This is a genomic window from Marinobacter sp. NFXS9 (assembly GCF_040148665.1).
Classification (GTDB): Bacteria; Pseudomonadota; Gammaproteobacteria; order Pseudomonadales; family Oleiphilaceae; genus Marinobacter_A; species Marinobacter_A mangrovi.
On sequence record NZ_JAGDDW010000006.1, the window covers coordinates 177,574 to 203,605 of the forward strand.

Consider the following 26,032-nt stretch of genomic DNA (forward strand, 5'->3'; position numbering starts at 1 on the left):
GTTCAGTGACCGGGTCTGTCCGTCGGCCCGGAATGGGAAGCCGGTCTCAGATCGCATCGACCTGATGGGCCCATTCCTGTGCCCAGGGCAGGGCTTCGACGTCCGGCTCGACCGTTTCCAGGGCGTCGATACGCAGGGTGTCCCCCACCTTGCGGCAGGCAATTTCGTAGAGGGCCTCCTCCATCAGCTCGCCGGCGCCGCAGAAGGTGTCGCCATAGGAGCTGTCGCCCAGCACGATCACACCGAACGGCCGGCCCGGCTGCATGGGAAGGGTGTCGCGCAGGTGCGCGTAGAACGGAAGCAGCGAGGCGGGGAGCTCCCCCTGGCCTGTGGTGGAGGTGCACACCAGCAAGGCGTCATCGCTGCTGGTCAGGTCATCCAGGGTGGGTTGTTCCAGTACGGTGACCTGGTGTCCGGCGGCGTTGAGATTCGTGCGGATGGCGCGGGCCGTCATCAGGGCGCCGCCGAAAACACTGCCGACCAGGATGCGAATCTGGGCCATGGATGAGATGCCTCGCGTTGCTGTGTTGGGGGCGCCATGGTAGCGGCTGCCCCGGGCGGGCTCAAGACGAGGTCGGCGAGCGGGTCGACGGCGTACGCACCCGGGGGGAGATACGGTTGCGGCCTGATTCCTTGGCGTCGTAGAGGTTCTTGTCGGCCTGGCGCAGCAGGTGGTCGATGGAATCGCTCTGGCTGATCGAGCAGACGCCGGCGCTGATGGTTACCGGCAGGCGTTGGGATTTATGGACAAACCCGTATTGCTCCACTTCATGGCGTAGCCGCTCGCTCAGGGTCAGCGCCTGCAACAGGGCGGTATCCGGCAGCAGGATCAGGAATTCTTCGCCGCCCCAGCGGGAGGGCCGGTCGCTTTGCCGGCAGAGATTCTGCATCAGATCGGCGAAGGCCTGCAGGACGTAGTCGCCGGCCTCATGGCCGTAGGTGTCGTTGATGCGTTTGAAATGGTCGAGATCAATCAGCACCACGGAAAAATGATGTCCCGACCGCTGGTAGCGTGAAAACTCGTTGGCCAGCTGCATCTGCATGTCCCGCCGGTTGGGCAGGCCGGTCAGGGCGTCGGTCCTGGCCGCCTGCTCGTGGCTGGCGGCCAGGCGCATCAGTTCGTTGCGGGCGTTGAGGCGGCTGGTTTCCAGCACGAAGCAGAATACGGATTCGAACAGCATGGTGGTAAAGAAACGCAGCTGGAAATCCGTCTCGTACTGCGTCAACACGAACGGCAGCTGGGGGAACTGGAACACAAGCAGCGTGAAGACCAGGCAGGCCGCCAGGAGGATCGTGCCGATTCGCAGGCTGGTCAGGTAGAACACCAGTGGCGGGAAAACATACAGCCACAGCGGTCCGGTATTGCTTTCGCCGCCGGACGCGACCAGGTAAACGAACAGGCCGCCGACGATGAACAGCATGCCGGTCTTGTTTTGGGCCCGGTTGCGGGTCACCCAGTAACTGACCAGGTTGATGACCACCAGTCCAAAAAACAACGCCAACACGATGGCATGGCGGTGATGGCCGGATTCCCAGGACTTGAAGCTGATGCCCGACAGACACACCAATGCGGCCAGCGACAGGCCGGTCAGGACCCGGGAAACCCGGACTTCTTCCTGACCATTGAAGTTCAAGCGCTTGCGTCGATTCATGGCGTCTCTGTTTTATTGTTGTGGCTCTGGAAGTCTGCGTTCGTTGCTGCGGCCTGCTGCGTAGACTCTCGGCACCGGCGATGCGCATTTCGGCGACACGATAAAAAAGTGACACCTAATTCAATTATTGTGCGTCAAAAAAGTTGCCAATAAACAGTTATTTCACAATCTATCCCGTCATGAATTGTAAAATCTGGCCCGCCAGTCGAGGGCGTCGGCTCTCGGTGGTCCGAGCGTTTACTGTATCGGTAATGCGTCGGTCGAAAAGTGAACAGCGTTACAGTGGCTGATTTTGGTATTGGCCGGTTCGGCCGGTGAGGCCTGACGTACTTCCGGGAGCCGGGGTGAGTGATTGTCGCCCGGGTAACATCGGGATATTTCAATTCCGTGACGAACTGCCTATAGTGGCGCCACCTGACATTGTCTTAATGGTGATTCCGCATGCCCCAGAATGTGTCTTTCATGGACAGCGCCCTGACCAGTAAGCAGACCGAGCGCTTCCGTCTCGGCATCAGCTTGTTCTTCCTGATGATTGTATGGCTCTTCGTGGGCCAGATCGGCGATGGAATGCCGGGTAACACCTTGTTGATGGCCGCCGCGGTGATTGGCGGCTACATGGCGCTGAACATCGGCGCCAACGATGTCGCCAACAACGTGGGGCCGGCCGTCGGTTCCGGCGCGCTGTCGCTGGGTGGCGCGATCCTGTTGGCGGCCATTTTCGAGGCCAGTGGCTCGTTGATCGCCGGTGGCGATGTGGTGTCCACCATCAAGAAAGGCATCATCAATCCCGCCAGTTTCACCGACGTGCAGACGTTCGTTTGGCTGATGACGGCCGCCCTGCTGGCCGGGGCCCTGTGGCTGAATCTGGCGACCTGGATGGGCGCACCGGTGTCCACCACCCACTCCATTGTCGGTGGGGTTCTGGGGGCCGGGATCGCCGCCGGTGGCTGGGGCGTTGCCAACTGGGGCGTGATGGGCGCCATTGTCGCCAGCTGGGTGATTTCCCCGGTTCTGGGCGGTCTGATTGCGGCGTTCTTCCTGTATGTGATCAAGCAGACGGTGTTGTACCAGCCGAACATGGTGGCGGCGGCCCGCAAGATCGTTCCCTGGGTGGTCTCGGTCATGGCTTGGGCCTTCGGCACCTACCTGATGCTCAAGGGCGTCAAGCACATCATCAAGGTCGATTTCATGGGTGCGGCTCTGGTGGGGCTGGGTTTTGCGGTGGTGGTGTTCCTTGGCATGCGGGTCCTGATTCGCCGTCGTGCCGCCACTATGACCAATGGTGAGGAAGGCGTAAACGGCCTGTTCACCTGGCCGTTGATCTTCGCTGCTGCATTGTTGAGCTTCGCCCATGGCGCTAACGACGTGGCCAACGCCATTGGTCCGTTGGCGGCGATCAACGAAGCGCTGACTCACGGTGCGGTGGCCACGGCAGCCAGCATTCCGCTGTGGGTGATGATGGTTGGCGCCATCGGGCTGGCACTGGGTCTGACATTGTTCGGGCCGCGGCTGATCAAGACTGTTGGCAGCGAGATCACCGAGCTGGACAAGACCCGGGCCTTCTGTATTGCCCTGTCTGCCGCCATCACGGTGATCATTGCCTCCCAGTTGGGTCTGCCGGTCAGTTCCACGCACATTGCTCTGGGCGGTGTGTTCGGTGTCGGTTTCCTGCGGGAATACCTCAAGCGCAGCTACGCCAGTCAGTTGCACACGATCATCGAGAGCCACGATCCCGAGGACCGTGAGCGCCTGGAAGCCTTCCTGTCCCGTTTCCGGGAGGCGACGGTGGAAGAAATGGCGGTTATGCTCAAGACGGCGAAGAAGAACAAGTCCGAAGTGCCGCTGTCCAAGAAAGAACGCAAGCGGCTCAAGAAGATATACCAGGAAGAGCTGGTCAAACGGTCCCAGTTGGTAAGGATCGCGGCGGCCTGGATCATTACGGTACCGGCATCGGCCATGATGGCGGCCGTCCTTTTCTTCACCGTTCGTGGCATCATGTTGGGCTAAGCTGGAAGAGAGGCGGAGCGTGTTTGTTGCGCTATCCCTGGTTGGTTAGTGTGAACAGTCCCCGCTAAACGGGCATAAACAGGATCTGGAGTTGTATATGAGCACTGCTTCCGAAAGCCGTCAGGCGCGCATGATTGATGAGTTGCGGGTCTTCATCAAGAAGGTCCTGAGTGATCCGACTGTGGCGGTCAAGTGTGTGGAGATCGCCCGCCGCTACAAGGACGATCCGGACGCCAACCGAAAGATTGCCGAGGAAATCAGTGCCAACACCACGGTGCGTATTCCGGAGAACTGGAGCGAAGCGGACCGGATGTTCCTCGATATCCTGCGGGATGTGTTGGATGACGAGGCGGCTCTCTATTGAAGGTAGGATCTGTTTGAAGCATAACGGCGCCCATTCGGCGCCGTTTTTGTTTGGGCAGTGTTCTGGAGACTGGTGGCGTGGTGCCAGAAGCGGCCGGATGCCCTCGCTTCCGTCACACGAGAGGGCCGTCCGCGGCCGCCAGGGCGTAGGTTGGGCTGACGCAGGAAGCCCAACATGGGCGGGCACCGGAGGTTCCCGTTATCGCGGGCATGCCTGGAGCGTAGGTTCTAAAAAAGCAGCTTGTCGATCATAGGATGATATTCGCCGCAACCCCGATTCGTTGGGCTTCCTGCGTCAGCCCAACCTACGTGGTGGTCGTGGCTTGCATCGCTTTTGCAACACCCTCTCAATACCGGATGCCCAGACTCCGGTAGATAAACCCCATCAACCAGGCCGGCCCAATCAGCAGGAACTGGATGTCCTTGAAAAAAGACGGCTTCTTGCCTTCGATGTGATGGCCGATGAACTGGAAGACCCAGCTGACCACAAACAGGATGATTGAGGCCGCCCACACCGGCATCAGCCCGGTGTGCTCAAAGCCGGCAATCACCAGCGCCATCAGCACGCTGAACAGCGCCATGCCGACACCCAGGGCGGGTGACAGGCGAACGTACCAGAGCGTCGTGACGACCAGGGCCAGGGTGCCCCAGTTCAGGTAAGGCACGCGGTCAAAGACCGCTGGCGTCGGAATCGACCAGAGCAGGCCGATGATGGTGGTAAAGATCACCGGTACGGCGATCCAGTGAATGGCCTTGTTGGTGGGGTTGCGGTGGCTCTCGCCGTACTCGTCAAACCACTGGTCTGCTGTCTTGCGCATGGGATCTCCCTGGCTGTTGTTATCAAGCCAATACGGCTTTTTCTTATCCCACGAGTATAACGCTGCGGCCGGCTGGGGCCATAGCCGCAGCGACAGGGTGGTTTGGTGGGCCGGTGAGGGGCGGTTTACGCCCGATTGGCCTGGGGCGTATCGAGGACCGCCCGGGTCAGGTTGTTCAGGACGTCCATTTCATCCTGCACATCCGCATGACCGGCCAGTTCGACCTGCTCGTCGAGGATGTCGCGGAGGATCTCCTGGGTGGTCAGGGGGTTGGCCAGGACCACCCGGAACACCACGCAGGGATAGCGGTGATGGCGGGCCGGCTCCAGACGCGTCCGGGAAACGAACGCCTTGCCGTGTTCCCGCTGGGTCTTCTGCAGGAACTTGGTGATGCGGTTGAGCGAGGCGTTGATGCGTTCGGATTGCAGGGTGTCCGCCTGGGTCAGGGCCTCCTGGGTCTCCGCCGGGCAGTAGCGGTAGGTGAGGATGTTCAGCTCCGGCTGGGTCACCAGCTCGAAATCCGGCCGCTCCTCGATCATTTCGGCAAAGCGTTTGGCCTTCTCGATGCCCTGGTCGATCAGCAGCTCATAACCTTCCCGGGCGAGGATCTTGAGGCCGGACTGGATCAGCATCGCCATGCCCGGACGGGAGCCCTCCAGCGTGGTGCTGCCCAGGTCCCGGGAGCCTTTACGGATGATGTATTGGGCGTGGTGCTCGATGGCGCCGACCAGGGCGGGATCGCGGAAGACCACCAGGCCCGCGCCCATGGGCACGTAGAGCTGCTTGTGGGCGTCGAAGGTCACCGAGTCGGCCTTTTCAATGCCTTTCAGCAGCGGGCCGTAGGTGCGGGAGAACAGCGTCGGGCCGCCCCAGGCGGCGTCTACGTGGAAATGGGCGCCGAATTCGGTGGCGATGTCGGCCATTTCCTCAAGCGGGTCCACGTTGCCGGTTTCGGTGGTGCCGGCAATGCCGCAGATGGCCAGGATCTTCACCTTCTGGGCCTGGAGTTCCAGGCACTTCTCGCGCAGGGCGTCGGTCTGGATGCGGTTGTCGTCGTCCGTCGGCACGGAAATGAGCGAACTGCGGCCCAGGCCGAGCACGTCGGCGGCCTTGCTCAGTGAATAGTGACCGCGTTTGGACACCAGTACGGCTGCGCCTTCATGGCCGTAGTACCGCAATGCGCGGAACAGGCCTTCCTCGTGGATTCCGCGGAAACTGCCTTCGGCCGGGAAGGCGTTATTGCGGGCGACCCACAGGGCCGTCAGGTTGGCAATAGTGCCGCCGGAGCACATGGCGCCCAGGGCAAAGCGTGGGTCGTGCATCCACTTGCGGTAGTAGGCGCTGTCCTCGTTGTAGACCAGTCGGTGGATCATGCCCAATACCTGGCGTTCCATGGGTGTAAAGGCCTTGGAGGTCTCGGTCTTCACCAGGTTCTGGTTGAGGGCGATCATGATCTTCGACAGCGGCAGCATGAAGTACGGCAGGGCCGAGGTCATGTGGCCGATGAAGCTGGGCGAGGCGGTGTGCACCGAATGGGCGACCAGTTTGTCGAGCAGGAACTGGGTCTGTTCGGACACGAAAACCGGCTTTTCGGGCACGGCGGACTCGCTGAAGTCCTTCACCACGTCACCCAGGTCGCGCTCGATGGCGACGATGTGTTCCTGCAGGAAGCCCGCCAGGTTGCGGGAAATGTCCTGGTCAATCCGGCTCAGGGTGGAGTCCGGCGCCTCGGGCACCGTGAACACCCTGTACATGGCTTCCAGCGAAGCCTGAGCCGTTTTTTTCTTACCGGTCATACGCGCCATACATCTTGCAGTGGTTGATGCGGTTCCGGCCGGATTCCTGCCGGCGGAGACATCGCGATTCGGGGGTTGCCCGTTTCATTGTTGCAGCGCCGGGGTCCGCCGGACGGCTGCTTTCGCGTCCCTGGATAAGGATGTGTCGCGGCCAGCGCCGGACACCCACGGGTCGCGTAGTATAAGACGTCGACAGATACGACACCAGACTGGGCGATGGCCCGGTGCAACGCAAGCAAACGGATCCGGCGTGCGGGGCTGTCAGAGCATCTCGCGCTGCACATCGAGCACGGGCGCGTCGATGCGCTGCTCGATGGCTTTCTCCACCTGGTCGAGGCGTTGCTGGATCAGCTGGGTGGAGGTGCCGAGCGCGGCGATGGACCAGGTGGCCCGGTCCAGGGCGTCGAGATCGCCGGTCTCGACGACCGCCAGGTCCGGCTCCTTGCCCCAGATAGCGCGCATGGGGGTAAAGGTCCGGCGCTTGGCTTTGATGTCGTCACAGCCATACAGCTGGAATTGCAGGGTCAGGACGCCCAGGTGAGGCGTGATGACCGGGTGCTCCGTGGTCTCGGCGAGCAACCGGCGCAGGGCTTCGGACATAGTAACTCCGCTACAGCATCAGATACGGGCGGGCCGGGTCATTCACGTTGTTCGAGTGAACCACCCGGATGGGATACCGAACCCTCAGTCTACAACAGGCGTGGCCCGCTCGATAATAGCGGCCGCATCCACACCGGACGGCAGGTTGCCGATGTTCAGGCCGCCGTGGCTCTCAAGTCGGCTCGCGCAGAAAGCATCGGCGACCGCCGGTGTGCTGTGACGCAGCAGCAGCGATCCCTGCAGCGCCAGCGCTAACCGGTCCACCAGGTTGCGGGCGCGGAACTGGATGTCGTCGGTGCGACCGAAATCCGTCTGCAGCTGGGCCAGGAAGCGATCGAAGCGGTTGTCCGATCCCTTGGCCTGGGCCAATTCGCCGAAGAAGGCATCCAGACTCTCCGGGGATTTCTGCAGCGCGCGCAGGGTATCCAGACACTGGACGTTGCCGCTGCCTTCCCAGATCGCGTTGACCGGTGACTCCCGCAGCAGGCGCGGCATGATGCAGTCTTCCATCACCCCGCTGCCGCCGATGCACTCCATCGCCTCGTAGGCGTGGTTGGGCGTGCGTTTGCAGATCCAGTACTTGCCCACCGGCGTGGCCAGGCGGGTGAACAGGCGCTCCTGCTCATCGTTCTGGTTGTCCAGGGCGCGGGCGACCCGCATCGTCATCGCCAGGGCGGCCTCGCTTTCCAGTGCCAGGTCGGCCAGCACGTTCTGCATCAGCGGTTGCTGATCCAGTCGCGCGCCAAAAGCCTCCCGGTGGCGGCAGTGGTGCAGGGCCTGGGCGGCGGCCTGGCGCATACCGGCGGAGCTGCCGATCATGCAGTCGAACCGGGTCATGGCCACCATTTCGATGATGGTCGGTACGCCGCGACCTTCCTCGCCCACCATCCAGGCGAGGGCGCCGCGCAGTTCCGCTTCGCTGGAGGCGTTGGCGACGTTGCCCATCTTGTTTTTCAGGCGCTGGATCTGCCAGGGGTTCTTGCTGCCGTCCGGGCGCCAGCGCGGCATCAGGAAGCAGGACAGGCCCCCCGGCGCCTGCGCCAGCACCAGGAAGGCGTCGCACATGGGCGCCGACACGAACCATTTGTGGCCCACCAGTTCGTAGGCTTCACCGGGGCCGCCGCTGCCCAGGGGAAAAGCGCGGGTGCTGTTGGCGCGCACGTCCGAACCGCCCTGCTTCTCGGTCATGGCCATGCCGATGGTGACGGCGGTCTTCTGCTCCGCCGGGATGTTGCGCGGATCGTAGCTGCGGGCGGTGATCTTTGGTGCCCAGATTTTTGCCAGTTCCGGTTGTTTGTTGATCGATGGCATAGCGGCGAATGTCATGGTCACCGGGCAGCAGTGGGCGGCTTCCACCTGGGAGTGCATGTAGTACTTGGCGGCCCGGCTGACGTGGGCGCCTTGGCGGGGATCGGTCCAGGGGCTGCTGTGCAGGCCGTTCGTCAGCGCCATGTCCATAAGTTGATGATAGGACGGGTGAAACTTCACCAGGTCCCGGCGGTGACCAAACCGGTCGTGGGTGTGAAACACCGGCTTGTTCTCGTTGGCCAGGAAACCCAGTTCAATGATGTCGGAGCGGCCGGTGAGGGCGCCGTAGGCGGCCAGGTCATCGCGGGCCCAATCCGCCCCCTCGCGGGACACGCTCTCCTGCAGCGCCCGGTCCTGGTCGAACAAATTGTAGTTCTCCAGGGCCGGCGGCTGGTTGCGGACCTCGTGCGTGGTTGCCAGGAAGCGGTCGTAGCCGTCCTGCGCGTCGGCGTGCTGTCTGACAGACGAATCGGGTGCGTTCATGGGGCTATCTCCGTTGGCCGGTTACCCCCTGCAGGCAGAAGGTGAGGATCGGCTCGATCAGGGTCTGGATCTGCCCGTCACTCAGGGCAGCGGGCTGTTCCTGCAAGGTCGGCGCCTGTTGCGTGGGCGACAGGGGGCCAACCAGACTTTCGGCAATCGCGCCGACCAGGCAGGTGGCGCTCAAGCGCGCGTCCTGTGGCGGCAGCGAACCGTCTTCAACGCCCTCGCCGATGGTGCGTTCAAAATGCTCGGCGTAGGCACGGCGATACTCGAGACGCTCTCCTTCAACCCGCGGGTCCACTGGCTCGGCAATCAGCGACCAGGCCATGACCGGGCCATGGAGGGCCCGCTCGGCAAACTGGCGCAGGGCTCCTTCCAGCCGGTCGGCCGCATGGCCCGGCCCGGCCAGGGCCTCCGCGACCTTGTTGACCTCGCGCTCGGTGGCCAGTCGGAAGACTTCCGCGAACAGTTCTGCCTTGGACTCGAAATGGCGATAGACCGTCCCGGTCGCGACGTCGGCTCTGTCCGCCACCTGATTGATCTGGGCATTGCGGAAACCGCCTTCGGATACGCATCGGAAAGCGCAGCGGAGAATGCGCTCACGAACCTCGGCTTTCCTTTGACGCATTTTTTCGGTTTCACGGTAGGCCATGGCGTCTCCCTAGAAGAAGTGAATCATTATTCATTTGTTGTGTCAATCGTGCTCTGGGTTGCCAAAAGAGCGCTTGATTGCGCCGGTGTAGCGTGGTCGTTCAGATTTTCGACTCTCGTTTTACAAAACGTTACAAAAAAGTGCTTGGTACTGAATGGTGTTTGCAATGAATCGGGATTATATAGTCGGCAAGGCACGGCAGTCGCCAAACGGGGCGCTGTTTTCCGCGGCCGAGACGGGTCCGATTTCTGAGCTGAAATGCTGGACCCCAGGTTTGTTTTCGCTGGTGGAGGTAAAGCCATGAGTGAATTCGACGAAAGCAATCTGGAAAGCTCAAGCAGTAGCAGTACCTGGGACTCTGATGCCGAGGATACACACACGGTGGCCGGTCGTGCCCGCATTCGGGCAAAACTGCAGGCCGATATCGATGAATTCCTTGGCCGGGGTGGCCAGATCACCGAACTGGATACTACGTTGCGCTCGGACGCGCCACGGCGAGCCGAACCCGGTTTCAACAACCGGACGGTCTGACCGATTCCATTGCCCCGCAGGGCGGCCGTCCTGCGGGGTTTTTCGTGTCTGGATCCGCCAAACTGTGCGCTGTACGACGCCTTGGCGCCCCGCCGGTTGTTATGCTGGCCCTTCTCTGGTGACCACCTGACAACCCGAATGGCACTATGACTTCCCATCTTCGTTATCTTCTCGTTTTTGTTGGCATTATAGCGGTTGTCGGCGCCGCTGCCCTGATTCTGCGCCCGGCCGATCAGACCCGGGCTCCGGAATCGGCGGCGTCGCGCGCCTTGCCGCCGACGGCTGTGGATAAGGCGACGATTCCCTCGACGCTGGTCGAAAACGCCCCGGCGGCGTCTGTGCCGGACGCCTTGCCGGGTTCCCTGGAGGGTACACGACCGCCGGGCGGCTGGGACCGTGTGGATGAGGCGGGGCATCTGTTGCCCACACCCGCCTTGCGCGGCCTGTTCGAGTACTACCTGGCCGCTCTGGGCGAGGAATCCCTGCCGCAGTTGGTGGCGCGCATCCGTCAGCGTCTGGAAACGCTGCCCGAACCGGCCCGTGGCGAGGCCCGTCAATTGTTGGGGGATTACCTGGACTACAAGCTGGCGGTGGGGCAACTGGAAACGCAAGTGGGGAGCGGAACCGGGATTGCGGGCGCCGAGAACGCTCTGGCGACCATGCGCGACCTGCGTCGCCAGTACCTGGGCGAGGTGGCCGCCGACGCCTTCTTTGCCCGGGAAGAGGCGGTCGACCGTTACCAGACGGCCCGCCGTGAGATTCAGGCCCGGAACGACCTGACCGATGCCCAGCGCCAGGCCCGCCTGCAGGCGGCCGAAGCGGAACTGCCGGAATCCGTGCGCGAAGCACGGGCCGAAAGCCGAAAGTTTGTGGATTACGAGGCACAGCTGCAGGCTTTACAAGCCGATCCAGACACGTCCCAGGCTGAGATCAGCCAGTTGCGCGAATCCACGTTCGGCGCGGAGGTGGCGGAGCGCCTGGCCCGGGTCGAGGCCGAGCAGGCGGATTGGGACCGGCGTTGGTCCGACTACCGGGCCGATAAGGCTCGCCTGGACGACGCCGGCCTGGCGGCGCCGGAACAGCAGGAGGCGGTCCAGCGCCTTCGGGATCAGTATTTCAATGACCAGGAGCAGGTCCGGGTGCAGGCCCTGGATTCCATTCGTTAACGCTCACAACAGCCTGAACTAACCTCGCCGCCAGCGATGGAAACGGGCCAGCCACTGCAGGGCGATTTCCGGCGCGTGGGCTTTTTTCCAGTTGCCGGCGGTGAACTTGTTGGCTTCGGACAGGGTGGGGTAGACGTGGATCGTCCCCAGGATCTTGTTGAGGCCAATACCCTGCTTCATTGCGGTGACGAACTCGGTGATCAATTCGCCCGCCTGCGGACCGACGATGGTGGCCCCGAGAATCCGGTCCTTGCCCGGCGGCGTCAGCACCTTCACGAAACCTTCCGCCTCGCCTTCGGTGATGGCCCGATCCAGGTCATCCAGGCCGTAGCGAGTGACCTCCACGGCAATACCCTGTTCCTGAGCCTCCTGTTCGTTCAGACCCACCCGCGCCACTTCCGGATCGGTAAAGGTGGCCCAGGGCAGCACCCGGTAATCCACCTTGAAGGTCTTGAAGCGGCCAAACAGGCTGTTCACCGAGGCGTACCAGGCCTGGTGCGCCGCCGCGTGGGTGAACTGGTAGGGACCCGCGACATCGCCACAGGCGTAGACGCCCGGCAGGCGGGTTTGCAGCGTCTCATCCACGGTAACGGTGCCATTGGGATTCCGGTCGATGCCCAGCGCCTCCAGGCCGAGGTGGTCGGTATTGGCCTGACGGCCGACGGCCAGCAGCACGGCGTCAAAGTCGAGGTGCAGGGTGTCGCCCTCCCGCTCGCAAACCAGGATTGACCTGTCCCCGTCCCGCTCGAAGCGGATCGCCCGGGTGTTGGTGTGCAGCTCCACGCCGTCCCGCTGCAGGCTGTCGGCAACAATCTGCGCGGCATCGTCGTCTTCTCGCGGCAGGATGCGCGGCGCCATGTCCACCTGGGTCACGGGCACGCCCAGGCGCGCGAAGGCCTGGGCCAGTTCGCAACCGATCGGCCCGCCGCCGAGCACCAGCAGTTTCCGGGGCGCCTCGCGCAGCTGCCAGACGGTGTCCGAGGTGACGTAGTTCACCGTCTCGATGCCCTCGATCGGCGGGACGAACGGACGCGCGCCGGTGGCAATGACGATGTTTCGGGTGGTCAGCGTGCGGCCGTCCACTTCGACTCGCCAGGGATCGACGATGCGGGCTTCGCCCTGGATGCAGTCCACACCCAACTCCGTGTAGCGGTCGACGGAGTCGTGAGGTTCGATGGTCTGGATGACCGACTGGATGCGTTCCATCACCGCCGCGAAATCGACGTTGACGGTTCCGGTCTCGATCCCGAAGCGTCCGGCCTGCCTCGCCTCATGGGCGGCCCGGGCGCTACGGATCAGTGTCTTGCTGGGCACGCAGCCGGTGTTGAGGCAATCCCCGCCCATGCGGTGCTTTTCAATCAGACTGACGCTGGCGCGGGTGGCGGCGGCGATGTAAGCGGTGACTAACCCGGCCGAGCCGGCGCCGATGACCACCAGGTTGCGGTCAAACCGGGCCGGCTTGCTGTAGGGCTTGAGGGCCCGCCCACGCTTGATGCCGTTCATGACGCTGCGGGCGATCAGAGGGAAGACCGCTAGCAGGACAAAGGAGCCGATCAGGCCTGGTGATACGATGCCGCCCAGGCTGTCCACCTGCCCCAACTGGGTGCCGGCGTTCACGTACACGAAGGTGCCCGGCAGCATGCCCAGTTGGCTGACCCAGTAGAAACGCCGCACCGGCATCGGGGTGAGCCCCATCACCAGGTTGATGACGAAGAAAGGGAAAACCGGCACCAGCCTCAGGCCAAACAGATAGAAGCCGCCATCCCGCTCCACGCCCCGGTTCACTGCCCGCAGGGAATCGCCGAAGCGGCGCTGCACCGAGTCTCGGAACAGCACGCGGGAGGCCAGGAACGCCAGGGTGGCGCCGATGGAGCTGGCGAAGGACACGATGACCAAGCCCAGCGCCAGTCCGAACAGGGCGCCGCCGAGCAGGGTCAGCACCGCGGCGCCGGGCAGCGACAAACCGGTGACCGCGATGTAGATGCCGAAGAAGATCAGCTCGCTGAGCCACGGCTGGCTTTCGACCTGCGCCTGCAACAGGTCGCGCTGGTGGGTGATGTAGTCCAGACTGAGAAAACGACCGAGATCGAACGCAAAGAAGAGCGCGATCAGCGCGGCGATGGCGATCAGCAGCAGGGTCTTGCGGGATGAGGGCATGGCTTGGAGTTCCTTGTCATGGGCGCGGATGCGTGGACACCACCTACAGACCGGCAGTTGCTGTCAGGATAAGGTCAGACGTTCACAATTCTATCCGCAAACCTGAACGTTCCTGTGGCCGGTTGCGACCGATTGTCCCCGGACTGTCACATTTGGCCGGTACCCTCGCTATAATGCGTTGAAATAGTGTGGGATACGACCCTGCGGCCGACCAGGATCAGGTCCGGAGAAGTTCCCCACTGCTGTCGCATGTATTCAGGAGGTCTCGCTGTGTTTTCATCGAACCAACGTCTTTATCCCGCCACCCGCCTGCGCCGTAACCGGAAAGACGATTTCACCCGCCGCATGGTCCGCGAGCACCGACTGAGCGTCGACAATCTGATCTACCCGGTGTTCGTGCTGGACGGCGAGAACCAACGCGAAGCGATTCCCTCCATGCCGGGCATTGAGCGGTTGAGCATCGACCTGCTGGTGGAAGAGGCGAAGGAGCTGGTTGAACTGGGTGTGCCCGCCATTGCCCTGTTCCCGGTGACGCCGCCGGAACTGAAGAATCTCGACGGGTCTGGTGCCTGGGATCGCCACGGCATCGCACAGCGCGCCACCCGGGCCCTCAAGAAGGCCTGCCCGGAACTGGGCGTGATCACCGACGTGGCGCTGGATCCGTTCACCTCCCACGGGCAGGACGGCATCCTTGATGACGACGGCTACGTGCTCAACGACGTGACTGTGGAAGCCCTGGTGCGCCAGGCCCTGTCCCACGCGGATGCCGGCGCCGACATTGTGGCCCCGTCTGACATGATGGATGGCCGCGTGGCCGCCATTCGCGAGGCGCTGGAAGAGGCCGGCCACATCAACACCCGCGTGCTGGCCTACTCCGCCAAGTACGCCTCCGGCTACTACGGCCCGTTCCGGGATGCGGTGGGTTCCGCCGCCAACCTGGGCAAGGGCAACAAGGCGACCTACCAGATGGATCCGGGTAACAGCGATGAGGCCCTGCACGAGACGGCCGTGGACCTGGCCGAAGGCGCCGACATGGTGATGGTCAAGCCGGGCATGCCCTACATGGACATCGTCTACCGGGTGAAGCACGAACTGAAAGTGCCCACTTTTGTCTATCAGGTCAGCGGGGAGTACGCGATGCACATGGCCGCCGCCGAGAACGGCTGGCTGGACGCCGATACCGTGATGATGGAAAGCTTGTTGTGCCTGCGCCGGGCCGGGGCTGACGCCATCCTGACCTATTTCGCCAAACGCGCCGCGCAACTGCTCAAAGGGAGCGGTTGAGCCGACACATCCGATCCAACGGGATACCGAACACCATGACCACCGAAACGGAAGCCACTGCGGAAGCCGCCCTGCCGGTCGAACAGCTGCCGGACCTGAACGCCAGCGAGAACTACTTCAACCGGGAGCTGAGCCACCTGCAGTTCAACTACCGCGTTCTGCAGCAGGCAATGGACGAGACCCATCCGCTGATCAACCGGCTCATCTTCTGCTGCATTTTCAGCAGCAACATGGACGAGTTCTTCGAGATCCGGGTGGCGGGTCTGCGCCAGCAGATGAAGTACGGTCGTGAAAGTGTCGGTCCCGATGGCCTGCTGCCGGAACAGCTGCTCAACGAGATTTCCCGGGTCGCCCACGACTATATCCACGAACAGTACGACATCCTCAACAACGTGCTGATCCCGGCGATGGAGCAGGAGAACATCCACTTCGTCCGCCGTCGCGACTGGACGCCGGCCCAGGCCGAGTGGGTGGCGCGCTATTTCGAGGACGAGATCCTGCCGGTGGTCAATCCCATCGGGCTTGACCCGTCCCACCCGTTCCCGCGACTGGTCAACAAGAGCCTGAACTTCATCGTCGAACTGGATGGCAAGGACGCGTTCGGCCGGGAGACCGGCATGGCCATCGTGCCGGCACCGCGTTCCCTGCCGCGCCTGGTGCGTTTGCCGGACGACATCTGCAACGGCGGCGACAACCTGGTGTTCCTGTCGTCGATGATCCACGCCCACGCGGATGAGCTGTTCCCGGGGATGGAAGTGAAGGGCTGCTATCAGTTCCGCCTGACCCGGAATGCCGATCTGGAGCTGGAAGACGACCTGGAAGACCTGGCCTCCGCCCTGCGCGGTGAGCTGCTGAGCCGCCGCTTCGGCGACGGGGTGCGGCTGGAAGTGGCCGACAACTGCCCGGAAGAGCTGACCGGTTTCCTGCTCAAGGAATTCGGTCTGACAGAGCGTGAACTCTATCGGGTCCATGGCCCGGTGAACCTGACTCGCCTGATGGCTGTGGGCAGTTTGGTGGATCGCCCGGACCTGACCTACAGCGGTTTCTCACCGGCGGTGCCACGCCAGATCCGCAACAAGGAAATCATTTTCGACGCCATTCGTCAGCAACCCATTCTGCTGCTGCATCCCTATGAGAGCTTTACGCCGGTGGTGGATTTCTTGCGCCAGGCGGCCAAGGATCCGCAGGTGCTGGCCATCCGCCAGACCCTGTACCGCACGGGCGCCGATTCGGAAATCGTCGAGGCCCTGATGGACGCCGCCCGGCGCGGCAAGGAAGTCACCGCCGTCATTGAGCTGCGGGCCCGTTTCGACGAGGCGGAAAACCTGGAGCTGGCGAGCCGCCTGCAGGAGGCTGGGGTGATCGTGGTATACGGGGTGGTGGGCTACAAGACCCACGCCAAGATGATCCTGATCGTGCGCCGGGAAGACGGCAAGCTCAAGCGCTACGTCCACCTGGGGACCGGCAATTACCACGCCGGCAATGCGCGTCTGTACACCGACTACAGCCTGCTGTCGGCGGACGACGCCCTGGGCGACGACGTCAATAAGCTGTTCCAGCAGCTCACCGGCATGGGCAAGGCGCTGAAAATCAAGAAGCTGTTCCACGCGCCGTTCACCCTGCACAAACGCCTGATCGAGCTGATCGACCGGGAGGCCCTGATGGGCAGTCACGGCCACATCATCATGAAGATCAACGCGCTGACCGAGCCGGAAGTGATTCGCGCCCTGTATCGGGCCTCCCGGGCCGGTGTGCGGGTGGAACTGATCATCCGTGGCATCTGCTGCCTGCGACCGGGTGTGCCGGGCCTGTCGGACAACATCCACGTGCGGTCGATTATCGGCCGCTTCCTGGAACACACCCGGGTCTACTACTTCGGTCATGGCGGCAAGCAGGAAGTCTACTGTTCCAGCGCCGATGCCATGGTCCGTAATCTGATGAACCGGGTGGAAGTGGCGTTCCCGGTGGACGACAAGGAACTGGCCGAACGGGTCCGCTCGGATCTGGAGACCTACCTGGCCGACAACTGCCAGAGCTGGGAGTTGCAGGCGGACGGGGCGTACATCCAGAACAGCCCGGGCGAGGGCGAAGACCGCCTGGCGTCCCAGTTGCTGCTGCTTGAACGCCTGACGGCCAAGTAAGCGCCATGCCGGCCATGATCCGACCGGCGTGGTGGGGGCTGTTGTTGTGGGGCTGGGCGAGCGCTTGCCTGGCCCTGTCGGCGGTCGATGATGGGGGCCAGACGGTCACCCTCGACGCGCCGCCCCAGCGTATCGTCAGCCTCGCGCCGCACACCACCGAACTGCTGTTTTCGCTGGGCCTGGGCGAGCGCATCGTCGGCACCAGCGAGTACAGCGATTACCCGCCCGAAGCGCGTGCTATTCCCCACATTGGCAGTCATGACCGTTTCGATGTAGAGCGCATCCTGTCGCTGCAGCCGGACCTGGTCGTGGCCTGGCAGAGCGGTAACGGGCCGGATGTCATTGAACGCCTGCGTCAGTTCGGCCTGCCGGTGTTTGCCCTGGAACCGGATTCCCTGACCGCCGTGCCTGACGATCTGGAGCGTCTGGGCCAGCTGACCGGTCGTGACGCCATCGCCCGGGAGAAGGCATCGGCCTATCGTCAGGTACTCACCCGGCTGACACAGACCTTCGGCGACCGCTCCCCGGTGCGCGTGTTTTACCAGGTGTGGGACAGCCCCCTCATGACGCTGGCCGGCGACCAGTACGTCTCTGACGCCATCCGCCGCTGTGGCGGGCGCAACCTGTTCGCGGATTTGCCGGGCAAGACTGCAACGGTCAGCGTTGAGGCCGTGCTGGAGCGTCGCCCGCAGCTGATCCTGGCGGCCGGAGATCCCGGGGCGGACGTGTTCCAGCGTTGGCGTGTGCTTGGCGCGCTCCCTGCGGTAAAGTACGATCAGCTCGTCCTGTTACCCCCGGATACCCTGGCGCGGCCCACGTTGCGACTGGTGGACGGCCTGGCGAACCTGTGCCGGGCGATTGACGGGGCCAGGCAGACGATTAATGAATCAGGAGACAGCAGTACATGAAAAAATGGATTTTGGCCGGCGCGCTGGTGCTGGTTGTGATTGTAGCGGCCCCATACGGTGTGGGCGTGTTGACCCAGCAGCAGTGGGGTGAGGCGGTCAGCCGCATGAACCACGACCAGCCCCTCGTACATGTGGCTACGGATCGCTATGACCGGCACTTCTTCGGCGCCGAACTCAGCGGTGAAATGACCGTGATGGATCCGGAGACCGGGGAGGCCCACCGCATTCCCTATACCGGCGACGTTTCTCACGGCGTACTGAGCAGTTCCGTCGAGCTCAAACCGGTTCCGGACAGCGAGCCGATGCTCAAGACCCTGTTTCCCAAGGCGCTGCCCAAGCTCACGCTGACCACTTGGCTGTGGGGCACGCTGGAAGCGGACCTGAACGTGCCGGCCATCGACCTGACCGACGACGACACCGGGGAAACCCTCAACTCGGCGGAAGCCTACGGCTGGGCCAAGGTGACCGACGCCGGTGATCACGTGGAGCTCAACCTGAACTGGCCGGGTATGGTGGTGCGCAGCGATGCCATCCGCGCCAGTTTCGACAACCTGCAGCTGAGCCAGGAAGGCGACCGGGTGGCGGGCAGTCTGTGGTCCGGCGACGCGGCGCTGACCGTGGAGAAGTTGGCCTATGTGGAAGGGGATCAGGTGGATGTCAGTCTGGAAAACCTGCAGCTGACCGGCAATACCCAGCCGGAGAAGGACGACACGCGCGTGTCCTCGCATTCGGCGCTGACCCTGGATGCCGTCAATGTGGGTGATGAGAGTTACGGTCCGCACCGGGTCGAATTCAACCTGGACAACCTGGATGTGGACGCCTGGCTGAACTTCCAGTCGGTGGCCACGGAAATCCAGATGATGCAGGCCCAGCCGGATCCGACCCTGTCGCAGCAGGCTCTGTTCCAGAAGCAGATGATGCTGATGCAACGTTTCAGCAACGCTGCCAAGGCGGTGGCCGCCGGTGGCCTGACCGTCGGCATGCCCACCATCGACCTGAAGTCCGCCGATGGCGATATTCAGGGTCACTGGTCCCTGACGCACCCGGAAGTCCCCAAGGCCAAACAGGCGGATATGCCGCTGATCGTCCAGCAATTGACCGGCGAGCTGGAGTTGTCGGCGCCAGTGGCGCTGCTGGAGGAAGACCCGGATGTCTCACGCAACCTGCAGGGTCTGGTGCAGCAGGGTATTCTCAAGCGCGATGGCGACGTCTATCGCATCAAGGCCAAATTGGACAACATGATGCTCGACATCAACGGCCAGTCCTACCCGCTGCCGCCGCTCATCTGACCGGTTTCACCACCGCCTGGCCGATCCCCCGCGGGTCGGCCGCCGCGGTGGTTTCCCCGCTCTCCCGGTCCCGCAGGATCAGCTGCATATTGCCGTAATGGCGCCCCACATCTTTCAGCGTGTAGCCCATCGCTTCCAGTGCCGACTGCTGTTCCGGTGTAAAGGTGTCCGGTTCGTGCTGGATCACGTCCGGCAGGTACTGATGGTGAAAGCGCGGATCCGATACCGTGGCTTCGGCGGATTTCCCGTCCAGCACATCCAGTAACCCCAGATAGACCATGGTGATGATCCGGCTGCCGCCGGGTGTGCCGATAATGGCCGTGCGGTCGTCGCTGGTCAGGATGGTGGGTGTCATGCTCGACAGCGGCCGTTTGCCCGGTTCGATGCTGTTGGCCTCGCCGCCGACCAGCCCGTAGGCGTTGGGAACGCCGGGCTTGATGGCAAAGTCGTCCATCTCGTCGTTGAGCAGCACGCCGGTGCCGGCGGACAGGAACGCTGAACCGAACGGCAGGTTGATGCTCAGGGTGGCGCTGACCTTACGCCCGTCGGCGTCCATCACCGACAGGTGGGTGGTGTGGTGGCCGCTGTCCAGGTCGCCATCCAGGGATTGGCTGGGCGTAGCTTGCCCGGGTTTCAGATTGGCCATGCGTTTGGCCAGGTAGGCCGGGTCGAGCAGGTGTTCCACCGGGATGTCGGTGTAGTCCGGGTCGCCCAGATAGATGGCCCGGTCGCGGTAGGCCCGGCGCATGATTTCCACCCGATAGTGGGTCCGGGCGACCGGATCGTCCGCCAGCGTGTCGGGAAAAACCTCGCTGAACGGGCGCTGTTGCATCATGCCGAACATCTGGGCCAGGGCAATGCCGCCGGAGGAGGGCGGGGGTGTGGTCCAGAGGGTGGCACCGTCATAGTGGATCACCACCGGCTCGCGCTCGACCACGGTGTAGTCCTTGAGGTCCTGAAGCTGCCAGATACCGCCGGCGGCCCGGACGTCGGAGACCAGTTGCTGCGCCACCGGCCCGTCGTAGAAACCGTCCCAGCCGCGTTCGGCAATGGCTTCCAGCGTGTCGGCCAGGGCCGGTTGGCGAATCAGCGTGCCGACCGGTGGCACCTTGCCGTCCACCAGGAACGTCTGCCGGGTCGCCGGGTAACGCTGCATGATCTCGTGACGCCACTCGGCCAGGTCGTGGTAGCGCTGATCCACATGGAAACCCTGACGGGCGATGCGGATGGCGTCCTGCAGGTTGGCCCGCAGCGGCCGCTCGGCATAGTGCTCGTTGATGTAGGCGAACGCGCCGGGCTGGCCGGGAATGCCGGCGGCCAACGGGCCGTTGATGGAGAGCTTGTCGGGGTGCACGTCGCCGTTGGCGTCCAGGTACATATCCCGTGTGCTGGCGGCCGGGGCTTTTTCGCGGGCGTCGACCAGGGTGGTTTGCTGATCGGGTTGTTGCAACAGCCAGAAACCACCGCCGCCGAGGCCGGCGCTGTAGGGTTCGACAACGGACAGGACCGCCGCGGTAGCAATGGCGGCGTCAAAGGCGTTGCCGCCTTCCTCAAGCGCCCGCAGTCCCGCCTGTGTGGCGAGCGGATGCGCGCTGGCGACCGCGAGACTGCCAGGTTTATGCGGGTTAAAGACAGCACAGCCACCCAGAAGCAGCAGTACCGTGAGGAGAATGCTTAACCGGGGCGTCCGTGCCATCGTCATCGTCAGGCTCCTGTCAGTCGATGATACTTGTCCATCAGCTGGGCTTCGGATTCCTTGTGCTCGGGATCCAGTGGGATGCAGTCGACCGGGCACACCTGCTGGCATTGTGGCTCATCGTAGTGGCCCACGCACTCGGTGCACTTGTTGGGATCGATGATGTAGATCTCGTCGCCCGGCGAGATCGCCTCGTTCGGGCATTCCGGCTCACAGACGTCGCAGTTGATGCACTCGTCCGTAATCATCAGGGCCATGGGTTTCCCTCGAAAATACGGAAAATAAGGATGGGATGGCGTGACGACCGCGTCGGGTCACCACACCATCTGGAATGATGGTGACATTTTACCGGATTTCGACGGCAACTGTGAGTGGCGATGACGGCTGCCCGCGGGCAGCCGTACAACCATCACGATTTGGCGAATTTCTTTTCCAGCGCCTCGGCCACCACCGGCGGCACGAACTCCGTCACATCGCCGCCGAGAGAGGCAATTTCTCGGATCAGGCTGGAAGAGATATAGGACAGATGGTTGGCGGGCGTCAGGAAGATGCTCTCCACACCCGGCGCCAGCCGGCGGTTCATGTCGGCCAGCTGGAACTCGTATTCGAAGTCGGAGACCGCACGCAGGCCGCGGATCAGGATGTTAGCGCCCTGTTCCTGCACAAAGTCGGCCAGCAGTTTGCTGAAACCCACCACCCGGATGTTGGGCATGTCGCTGGTGGATGCCTCGATCAGCCGGATCCGTTCCTCCAGGGACAGCAGGGGATTCTTCTTGGTGCTGGCGGCGACCGCGACGATCACGGTATCGAACAGCCGCGAGGCCCGGGCGATCAGATCGACGTGGCCGTTGGTGACCGGGTCAAAGGTCCCGGGATAGACAACAGTGTTCATGGCATGCCCTCGCTGACGGTAATGCTGCGCGATAGTAGCCCGACTCTACAGGCATGTTCAAATCCGGCGCAGGCAGCACCCTGATGGCACAGGATGGGGCGATCCATCGCCCGGGGTTTCGACACGCTCCCCGGGCGTTATCGGGTGGGGCCTAGCGGATAAACATCCGGTACACCATCTTGTGGAACGGCGTGTTGTAGGGCGGGTAGACAAAGCGGCCGCTGTTCAGCTTCTGGCGCCCGTAGACGGACTTGCCATGGGAGAAGGTCAGGAAGCCTTCCTTGCCGTGATAGTGCCCCATGCCGGATTCGCCGATACCGCCGAACGGCAGGTCGTCCTGGGCCACATGCATGAGCGTGTCGTTGATGCACATGCCGCCGGCGTGGGTGTTGGCGACCACATGGTCCTGGGCGTCCCGGTCGTAGCCGAAGTAGTACAGCGCCAACGGACGCGGTCGGTCGTTGATGAAGTCCAGCGCCTCGTCGATGCTGCCGTAGGTCACCACCGGCAGGATCGGGCCAAAGATCTCCTCCTGCATCACCAGCATGTCGTCGGTGGGGTTCAGGACCAAGTGCATCGGCAGCTTGCGGGTGCCGTCGCCCAGGCTTTCTGCCGCCGGGTTGACCTCAATGACCTTGGCGCCCTTGTTGCGAGCGTCGTCGATGTAGCGCACCAGGCGCTCGTACTGGCGTTCGTTGATGATGGCGGTGTAGTCGTTGTTGTCCCGCAGGGTGGGGTACATGTCGGCAAACCGGGTGCGGAACTCGTCGACGAAGGCCTGCAGGCGGTCTGCCGGGCACAGCACATAGTCCGGTGCAACGCAGGTCTGGCCGGCGTTGACGGCCTTGCCGAAGGCCAGTCGCTCGGTGGCGTCGCGCATGGGCACGTCGTTGGAAATGATGGCCGGCGACTTGCCGCCCAGCTCCAGGGTAACCGGGGTCAGGTTCTCGGCGGCGGCGCGCATCACGTGGCGGCCGACGGCCGTGGAGCCGGTAAACAGCAGATGATCGAACGGGCGGGCCGTGAAGTCCGCGGCCACATCGGCCTCGCCGTTGATGATGCTGATCAGGTCTTGTGGAAACTTGTCTTCAATCAGCTGCTTGATCAGGGCCGAGAAGTGCGGGGTGAATTCCGACATTTTCACCATCACCCGGTTGCCGGCGGCCAATGCCGCGGTCATGGGACCGATCGACAGCAGCAGTGGATAGTTCCAGGGCACGACGATGCCCACGACGCCGACCGGCTGGTAGACCACCTTGTTGCTGGCGGGTTGGAAAAGCACCGACACATGGCGCTTGGACGGCTTCATCCAGTCGCCGAGGTTCTTGAGGGCGTAATTGATGCCCTGAACGGCGGGCATCAGCTCGGCGATCTTGGTCTCGTCGGCGGACCGACAGCTGAAGTCTTCGTCGATGGCCGCAATCAGTCGATCCTCGTTGGCCAGCAGCAGGCGCTTGAGTCGTTTCAGGTTTTCCTTGCGCTCGGTCAGCGACGGGTAGGCATTACGGCGGAACGCCCGGCGCTGCTCGTCGAACAGCCGTGCGGTTTGCTGGATCTGCTTCTTGCTTTCGGTCAGATGAACGACGTTCGCGGTCATGGTGACTCTCCTCGCCTCATGGGCCCGATGCCTGTCCGGTCGAAGCCGGGCGTCTGCGGTTCAAACGCGGTTCCGCGTCAGAGATACGTTGAGGCTGTTCGGGGTGATCAATAATTGTTCGATTTGTGTTTGAGGGTATTATTAGAGTATATACTCTAGTGAGTCAAGGATCTCATCTGGCCGCTTGGGCCAATGTGTTATCCGGCGCCTCCGGCATAGGATGAATGTCGAAAACCGGTGCGGTTCATACACAACAACAAGCCTGCTTCATGAAAACACGCGACAAGATTCTCTTAACCAGTCTGGACCTGTTCAACGAGCGGGGTGAGCGCAACACCACCACCAATCACATTGCGGCCCACCTGGGCATATCGCCGGGCAACCTCTATTACCACTTCCGCAACAAGTCGGACATCATCTACGAGATCTTCCAGGAATACGAAAAGCTGGTGGACTACTACCTGGAGATTCCCGACGACCGGCCATTGGGCCTGGACGACATGATGTTCTACCTGGAGTCCGTGTTCGACGGCCTCTGGAGCTACCGCTTCCTGCACCGGGACCTGGAGTTCCTGCTGGACAACGACGCGCGTCTGCGGGAGGACTACCGTCTCTTTACCGGCCGTTGCCTGGCGGCCATCAAGCAGATCTTCTCCGGTCTGACCGACGGTGGTCTGTTCGAGGCCCAGGCCGACGAGCTGAAAGACGCCATGTCCCTGAATGTCTGGCTGGTGATCACCAACTGGATGGCGTTCCTGAAAACCGCCCACGCCGGCGACAGCACCGACAGCATCACCCGGGAACAGCTCAAACAGGGCATTTTCCAGGTGCTGACCCTGGAAATGCCGTACCTGCGGGATGCCTACCGGGAGGATGTGATGGCCATCCGGGAGCGCTATCGGCCCGAACTGATCGGTGCGGGGGAAGAAAAGGGAGTGTTATGCGGGTTTTCACGGATGAAATAGGTGCAAAAGGCAAGGAACTAACGGGAGAACACCCGGTCTCAGTTATCGGACGTGGACCAGAACGGATTACTGGTTGCGTCTTCCTGAGCGCCAAGCTCAGGTTTTAGCTGAAAGCAAAACCCTGACGTTCTCCCGGCTCCTGCAAGCCGGGAGCTTTTTTTGTGGCCTCAGGGCGCCACAGTGATGGGTTGCTCTTCGGCTTCCAGCCAGTCGGTCAGGGCATTGCGGGCCTGGTCCAGCCCCTGTTTTTTCATGGCCGAGAACTGAATCAGATGCTCCAGGCAGTTCACCCCTTCCAGTGCCTTTCGAATCTTCAGCATCGCCTGTTTGGCCTGTCCTGACTTCAGCTTGTCCGCCTTGGTGGCCAAGATCATCAACGGCAACTGGCTCTGCTCGCACCACTCGATCATCATCCGGTCAAAATCCTGCAGCGGGTGACGAATGTCCATCACCAGCACCAGGCCCCTCAGGCTCTCGCGGCGGGACAGGTAGTCGTCCAGGTGTTTTTGCCAGTCCTCCTGCATCTCTTTCGCCACCTTGGCGTAGCCATAACCCGGCAGGTCCACCAGTCGGCAGCCCGGGCGGTTGAGCGAGAAGAAGTTGATCAGTCGCGTGCGTCCCGGCGTCTTACTGGTGCGGGCCAGCTTGCTGTTGACCGTAATGGCGTTGATGGCGCTGGACTTGCCGGCGTTGGAGCGGCCGGCAAATGCCACCTCGCTGCCGTCATCGGGCGGGCATTCCGCCACCCGGGAGGCGCTGGTCAGGAAGCGGGCGCTGTTGTAGGCAATGGGCTTGAGCTCGGCGGTGCCGGGAGAAGCGGAGTCAGACACGATCAGAGAGTTTCCGGTCAACAGTGAATGGGCAGATTGGAGCGCGATTCCCGGTTCGAATTCGTTAGCTTCACTAAGGAATTGAACGGTGCGGTTCCAGCAACTAATGTATAGTATCACACCAGTTCAGTGGGAACGGCGGGGCTGGCGCTCCGGCGGAAGCACTGCTATGACAAGAAACAAAGGAGCATCCGGGTGCGTTCGGGCGGAAAGCATCCGGGACACTTTCTGAAGCTCCACGGGATTTCTGATTGAGAGAGCGGGGCGAGCATGAAAAAACGGATCACAGGGATCGTTCTGGGCCTGGGAATGGCTCTGGCAACGGCGGCGCACGGTGCCGGTGACCCTCAGGCCGGTCAGTCCAATGCGGCGGTCTGTGCCGGCTGCCACGGCCAGAATGGCGCGCAGCCCGTTCAGCCGGTTTATCCCAAGCTGGCCGGGCTCGGCGAAACCTACCTCTACAAGCAACTTCAGCACATCAAGGCGGGCGAACGGCAGATCCCGGAAATGACCGGTCTGCTCGCCAACCTGTCGGACAAGGACCTGCAGGATCTGGCGGCCTATTTCGACCAGCAGCAGACGCCGATCGGCAAGGCCAATCCGGATCTGGTCAAGAAAGGCGAGCAACTCTATCGCGGCGGCAACCTGGCCAGCGGCGTGCCTGCCTGTGCCGGCTGCCACAATCCCAAAGGTCTGGGTAACGAGCCGGGCGGTTTCCCGCGTCTGAGCGGGCAGCACCCGGACTATGTGATCAAGCAGCTCAAGGCCTACCGAACTGGCGATCGCAGCACCGGCGCCATGAGCCAGATCATGATGGATGTGGCTTCCCGACTCACCGAAGAAGAGATGGCCGCCGTCGCCAGTTACGTCTCCGGCCTGCACTGATCGGGTTCTGGC

Annotated in this window: 23 protein-coding genes; 10 read left to right on the forward strand and 13 right to left on the reverse strand. The window is 62.7% G+C overall.

The genetic code is table 11. The features are described 5' to 3' along the window. Positions 1–46: 46 nt before the first annotated feature. Complete coding sequence (locus J3364_RS11550) at positions 47–502, reverse strand: flavodoxin (RefSeq protein WP_349558495.1); 456 nt, start codon at positions 500–502, stop codon at positions 47–49. A gap of 61 nt (positions 503–563) precedes the next feature. Next, on the reverse strand, positions 564–1,652 hold the full coding sequence (locus J3364_RS11555) for a GGDEF domain-containing protein (RefSeq protein ID WP_349558496.1): 1,089 nt from the start codon (positions 1,650–1,652) through the stop codon (positions 564–566). Between the two features lie 441 nt (positions 1,653–2,093). Here J3364_RS11555 and J3364_RS11560 point away from each other — a divergent pair, with 441 nt between their 5' ends. Beyond that, complete coding sequence (locus tag J3364_RS11560) at positions 2,094–3,659, forward strand: inorganic phosphate transporter (protein WP_349558497.1); 1,566 nt, start codon at positions 2,094–2,096, stop codon at positions 3,657–3,659. A gap of 97 nt (positions 3,660–3,756) precedes the next feature. Further along, positions 3,757–4,023: a hypothetical protein gene (locus J3364_RS11565; RefSeq protein ID WP_123635161.1), complete on the forward strand. Its 267-nt coding sequence runs from the start codon at positions 3,757–3,759 to the stop codon at positions 4,021–4,023. 346 nt (positions 4,024–4,369) lie between these two features. Here J3364_RS11565 and J3364_RS11570 read toward each other — a convergent pair whose 3' ends face one another. The 5 genes from J3364_RS11570 to J3364_RS11590 form a co-directional block, all read right to left on the reverse strand. Then, positions 4,370–4,840, reverse strand: a complete 471-nt coding sequence (locus J3364_RS11570; RefSeq protein ID WP_349558498.1) for an Mpo1 family 2-hydroxy fatty acid dioxygenase — start codon at positions 4,838–4,840, stop codon at positions 4,370–4,372. A 125-nt stretch (positions 4,841–4,965) separates the two neighbouring features. Next, a complete protein-coding gene (panP, locus tag J3364_RS11575) occupies positions 4,966–6,636 on the reverse strand; it encodes a pyridoxal-dependent aspartate 1-decarboxylase PanP (protein WP_349558499.1) in 1,671 nt (556 codons plus the stop codon). Between the two features lie 261 nt (positions 6,637–6,897). Further along, positions 6,898–7,236 carry a DUF503 domain-containing protein gene (locus J3364_RS11580; protein ID WP_349558500.1) on the reverse strand — a complete coding sequence of 113 codons (339 nt, stop codon included), beginning with the start codon at positions 7,234–7,236 and terminating at the stop codon, positions 6,898–6,900. An 84-nt stretch (positions 7,237–7,320) separates the two neighbouring features. Continuing rightward, a complete protein-coding gene (locus tag J3364_RS11585) occupies positions 7,321–9,027 on the reverse strand; it encodes an isovaleryl-CoA dehydrogenase (RefSeq protein ID WP_349558501.1) in 1,707 nt (568 codons plus the stop codon). 4 nt (positions 9,028–9,031) lie between these two features. Then, on the reverse strand, positions 9,032–9,679 hold the full coding sequence (locus J3364_RS11590; protein ID WP_349558502.1) for a TetR/AcrR family transcriptional regulator: 648 nt from the start codon (positions 9,677–9,679) through the stop codon (positions 9,032–9,034). Positions 9,680–9,979: 300 nt separating this feature from the next. On the opposite strand from J3364_RS11590, the gene J3364_RS11595 reads away from it, so the two are divergent. Further along, complete coding sequence (locus tag J3364_RS11595) at positions 9,980–10,210, forward strand: hypothetical protein (RefSeq protein ID WP_123635167.1); 231 nt, start codon at positions 9,980–9,982, stop codon at positions 10,208–10,210. A gap of 146 nt (positions 10,211–10,356) precedes the next feature. Beyond that, on the forward strand, positions 10,357–11,376 hold the full coding sequence (locus J3364_RS11600) for a lipase secretion chaperone (protein WP_349558503.1): 1,020 nt from the start codon (positions 10,357–10,359) through the stop codon (positions 11,374–11,376). An 18-nt stretch (positions 11,377–11,394) separates the two neighbouring features. Here the strand turns inward: J3364_RS11600 and lpdA are convergent, their stop codons facing one another. Further along, positions 11,395–13,533, reverse strand: a complete 2,139-nt coding sequence (gene lpdA / locus J3364_RS11605; protein ID WP_349558504.1) for a dihydrolipoyl dehydrogenase — start codon at positions 13,531–13,533, stop codon at positions 11,395–11,397. 345 nt (positions 13,534–13,878) lie between these two features. Between lpdA and hemB the strand changes: the two genes are divergently transcribed. From hemB to J3364_RS11625, 4 genes are read left to right on the forward strand one after another with little or no spacing between them, the layout of a single operon-like run. Continuing rightward, positions 13,879–14,817: a porphobilinogen synthase gene (gene hemB / locus J3364_RS11610; protein ID WP_236012249.1), complete on the forward strand. Its 939-nt coding sequence runs from the start codon at positions 13,879–13,881 to the stop codon at positions 14,815–14,817. Between the two features lie 35 nt (positions 14,818–14,852). Then, positions 14,853–16,958 carry a polyphosphate kinase 1 gene (gene ppk1, locus J3364_RS11615; RefSeq protein ID WP_349558505.1) on the forward strand — a complete coding sequence of 702 codons (2,106 nt, stop codon included), beginning with the start codon at positions 14,853–14,855 and terminating at the stop codon, positions 16,956–16,958. A gap of 5 nt (positions 16,959–16,963) precedes the next feature. Further along, on the forward strand, positions 16,964–17,866 hold the full coding sequence (locus J3364_RS11620) for a cobalamin-binding protein (protein ID WP_349558506.1): 903 nt from the start codon (positions 16,964–16,966) through the stop codon (positions 17,864–17,866). Then, positions 17,863–19,155 carry a DUF945 family protein gene (locus tag J3364_RS11625; RefSeq protein WP_349558507.1) on the forward strand — a complete coding sequence of 431 codons (1,293 nt, stop codon included), beginning with the start codon at positions 17,863–17,865 and terminating at the stop codon, positions 19,153–19,155. The genes J3364_RS11620 and J3364_RS11625 overlap by 4 nt, the downstream gene beginning before the upstream one ends. Here the strand turns inward: J3364_RS11625 and ggt are convergent. The 4 genes from ggt to J3364_RS11645 form a co-directional block, all read right to left on the reverse strand. Beyond that, complete coding sequence (gene ggt, locus J3364_RS11630) at positions 19,148–20,851, reverse strand: gamma-glutamyltransferase (RefSeq protein WP_502882510.1); 1,704 nt, start codon at positions 20,849–20,851, stop codon at positions 19,148–19,150. The genes J3364_RS11625 and ggt overlap by 8 nt on opposite strands. Before the next feature lie 8 nt (positions 20,852–20,859). Then, positions 20,860–21,108, reverse strand: a complete 249-nt coding sequence (locus J3364_RS11635; RefSeq protein ID WP_123635174.1) for a YfhL family 4Fe-4S dicluster ferredoxin — start codon at positions 21,106–21,108, stop codon at positions 20,860–20,862. A gap of 152 nt (positions 21,109–21,260) precedes the next feature. Further along, the gene (coaD, locus tag J3364_RS11640; protein WP_123635175.1) at positions 21,261–21,743 is read right to left on the reverse strand and encodes a pantetheine-phosphate adenylyltransferase; all 483 of its coding nucleotides are present in this window, start codon (positions 21,741–21,743) and stop codon (positions 21,261–21,263) included. Positions 21,744–21,894: 151 nt separating this feature from the next. Beyond that, a complete protein-coding gene (locus tag J3364_RS11645) occupies positions 21,895–23,340 on the reverse strand; it encodes a coniferyl aldehyde dehydrogenase (protein WP_349558509.1) in 1,446 nt (481 codons plus the stop codon). Between the two features lie 269 nt (positions 23,341–23,609). Between J3364_RS11645 and J3364_RS11650 the strand changes: the two genes are divergently transcribed. Then, positions 23,610–24,305: a TetR/AcrR family transcriptional regulator gene (locus J3364_RS11650; protein ID WP_349558510.1), complete on the forward strand. Its 696-nt coding sequence runs from the start codon at positions 23,610–23,612 to the stop codon at positions 24,303–24,305. Between the two features lie 167 nt (positions 24,306–24,472). Here the strand turns inward: J3364_RS11650 and yihA are convergent, their stop codons facing one another. Then, a complete protein-coding gene (gene yihA / locus J3364_RS11655) occupies positions 24,473–25,135 on the reverse strand; it encodes a ribosome biogenesis GTP-binding protein YihA/YsxC (RefSeq protein WP_349558511.1) in 663 nt (220 codons plus the stop codon). Positions 25,136–25,405: 270 nt separating this feature from the next. On the opposite strand from yihA, the gene J3364_RS11660 reads away from it, so the two are divergent. Then, positions 25,406–26,020 (forward strand): c-type cytochrome, encoded by a 615-nt coding sequence (locus J3364_RS11660; protein WP_349558512.1) that lies wholly within the window; start codon positions 25,406–25,408, stop codon positions 26,018–26,020. Positions 26,021–26,032 lie beyond the last annotated feature (12 nt).

Bases quoted from the DNA above. Each gene is read 5' to 3' on its own strand.
- J3364_RS11550 (WP_349558495.1), bottom strand. From the start codon at position 502: ATGGCCCAGATTCGCATCCTGGTCGGCAGTGTTTTCGGCGGCGCCCTG.
- J3364_RS11555 (WP_349558496.1), bottom strand. From the start codon at position 1,652: ATGAATCGACGCAAGCGCTTGAACTTCAATGGTCAGGAAGAAGTCCGG.
- J3364_RS11560 (WP_349558497.1), top strand. From the start codon at position 2,094: ATGCCCCAGAATGTGTCTTTCATGGACAGCGCCCTGACCAGTAAGCAG.
- J3364_RS11565 (WP_123635161.1), top strand. From the start codon at position 3,757: ATGAGCACTGCTTCCGAAAGCCGTCAGGCGCGCATGATTGATGAGTTG.
- J3364_RS11570 (WP_349558498.1), bottom strand. From the start codon at position 4,840: ATGCGCAAGACAGCAGACCAGTGGTTTGACGAGTACGGCGAGAGCCAC.
- panP (WP_349558499.1), bottom strand. From the start codon at position 6,636: ATGACCGGTAAGAAAAAAACGGCTCAGGCTTCGCTGGAAGCCATGTAC.
- J3364_RS11580 (WP_349558500.1), bottom strand. From the start codon at position 7,236: ATGTCCGAAGCCCTGCGCCGGTTGCTCGCCGAGACCACGGAGCACCCG.
- J3364_RS11585 (WP_349558501.1), bottom strand. From the start codon at position 9,027: ATGAACGCACCCGATTCGTCTGTCAGACAGCACGCCGACGCGCAGGAC.
- J3364_RS11590 (WP_349558502.1), bottom strand. From the start codon at position 9,679: ATGGCCTACCGTGAAACCGAAAAAATGCGTCAAAGGAAAGCCGAGGTT.
- J3364_RS11595 (WP_123635167.1), top strand. From the start codon at position 9,980: ATGAGTGAATTCGACGAAAGCAATCTGGAAAGCTCAAGCAGTAGCAGT.
- J3364_RS11600 (WP_349558503.1), top strand. From the start codon at position 10,357: ATGACTTCCCATCTTCGTTATCTTCTCGTTTTTGTTGGCATTATAGCG.
- lpdA (WP_349558504.1), bottom strand. From the start codon at position 13,533: ATGCCCTCATCCCGCAAGACCCTGCTGCTGATCGCCATCGCCGCGCTG.
- hemB (WP_236012249.1), top strand. From the start codon at position 13,879: ATGGTCCGCGAGCACCGACTGAGCGTCGACAATCTGATCTACCCGGTG.
- ppk1 (WP_349558505.1), top strand. From the start codon at position 14,853: ATGACCACCGAAACGGAAGCCACTGCGGAAGCCGCCCTGCCGGTCGAA.
- J3364_RS11620 (WP_349558506.1), top strand. From the start codon at position 16,964: ATGCCGGCCATGATCCGACCGGCGTGGTGGGGGCTGTTGTTGTGGGGC.
- J3364_RS11625 (WP_349558507.1), top strand. From the start codon at position 17,863: ATGAAAAAATGGATTTTGGCCGGCGCGCTGGTGCTGGTTGTGATTGTA.
- ggt (WP_502882510.1), bottom strand. From the start codon at position 20,851: ATGGCACGGACGCCCCGGTTAAGCATTCTCCTCACGGTACTGCTGCTT.
- J3364_RS11635 (WP_123635174.1), bottom strand. From the start codon at position 21,108: ATGGCCCTGATGATTACGGACGAGTGCATCAACTGCGACGTCTGTGAG.
- coaD (WP_123635175.1), bottom strand. From the start codon at position 21,743: ATGAACACTGTTGTCTATCCCGGGACCTTTGACCCGGTCACCAACGGC.
- J3364_RS11645 (WP_349558509.1), bottom strand. From the start codon at position 23,340: ATGACCGCGAACGTCGTTCATCTGACCGAAAGCAAGAAGCAGATCCAG.
- J3364_RS11650 (WP_349558510.1), top strand. From the start codon at position 23,610: ATGAAAACACGCGACAAGATTCTCTTAACCAGTCTGGACCTGTTCAAC.
- J3364_RS11660 (WP_349558512.1), top strand. From the start codon at position 25,406: ATGAAAAAACGGATCACAGGGATCGTTCTGGGCCTGGGAATGGCTCTG.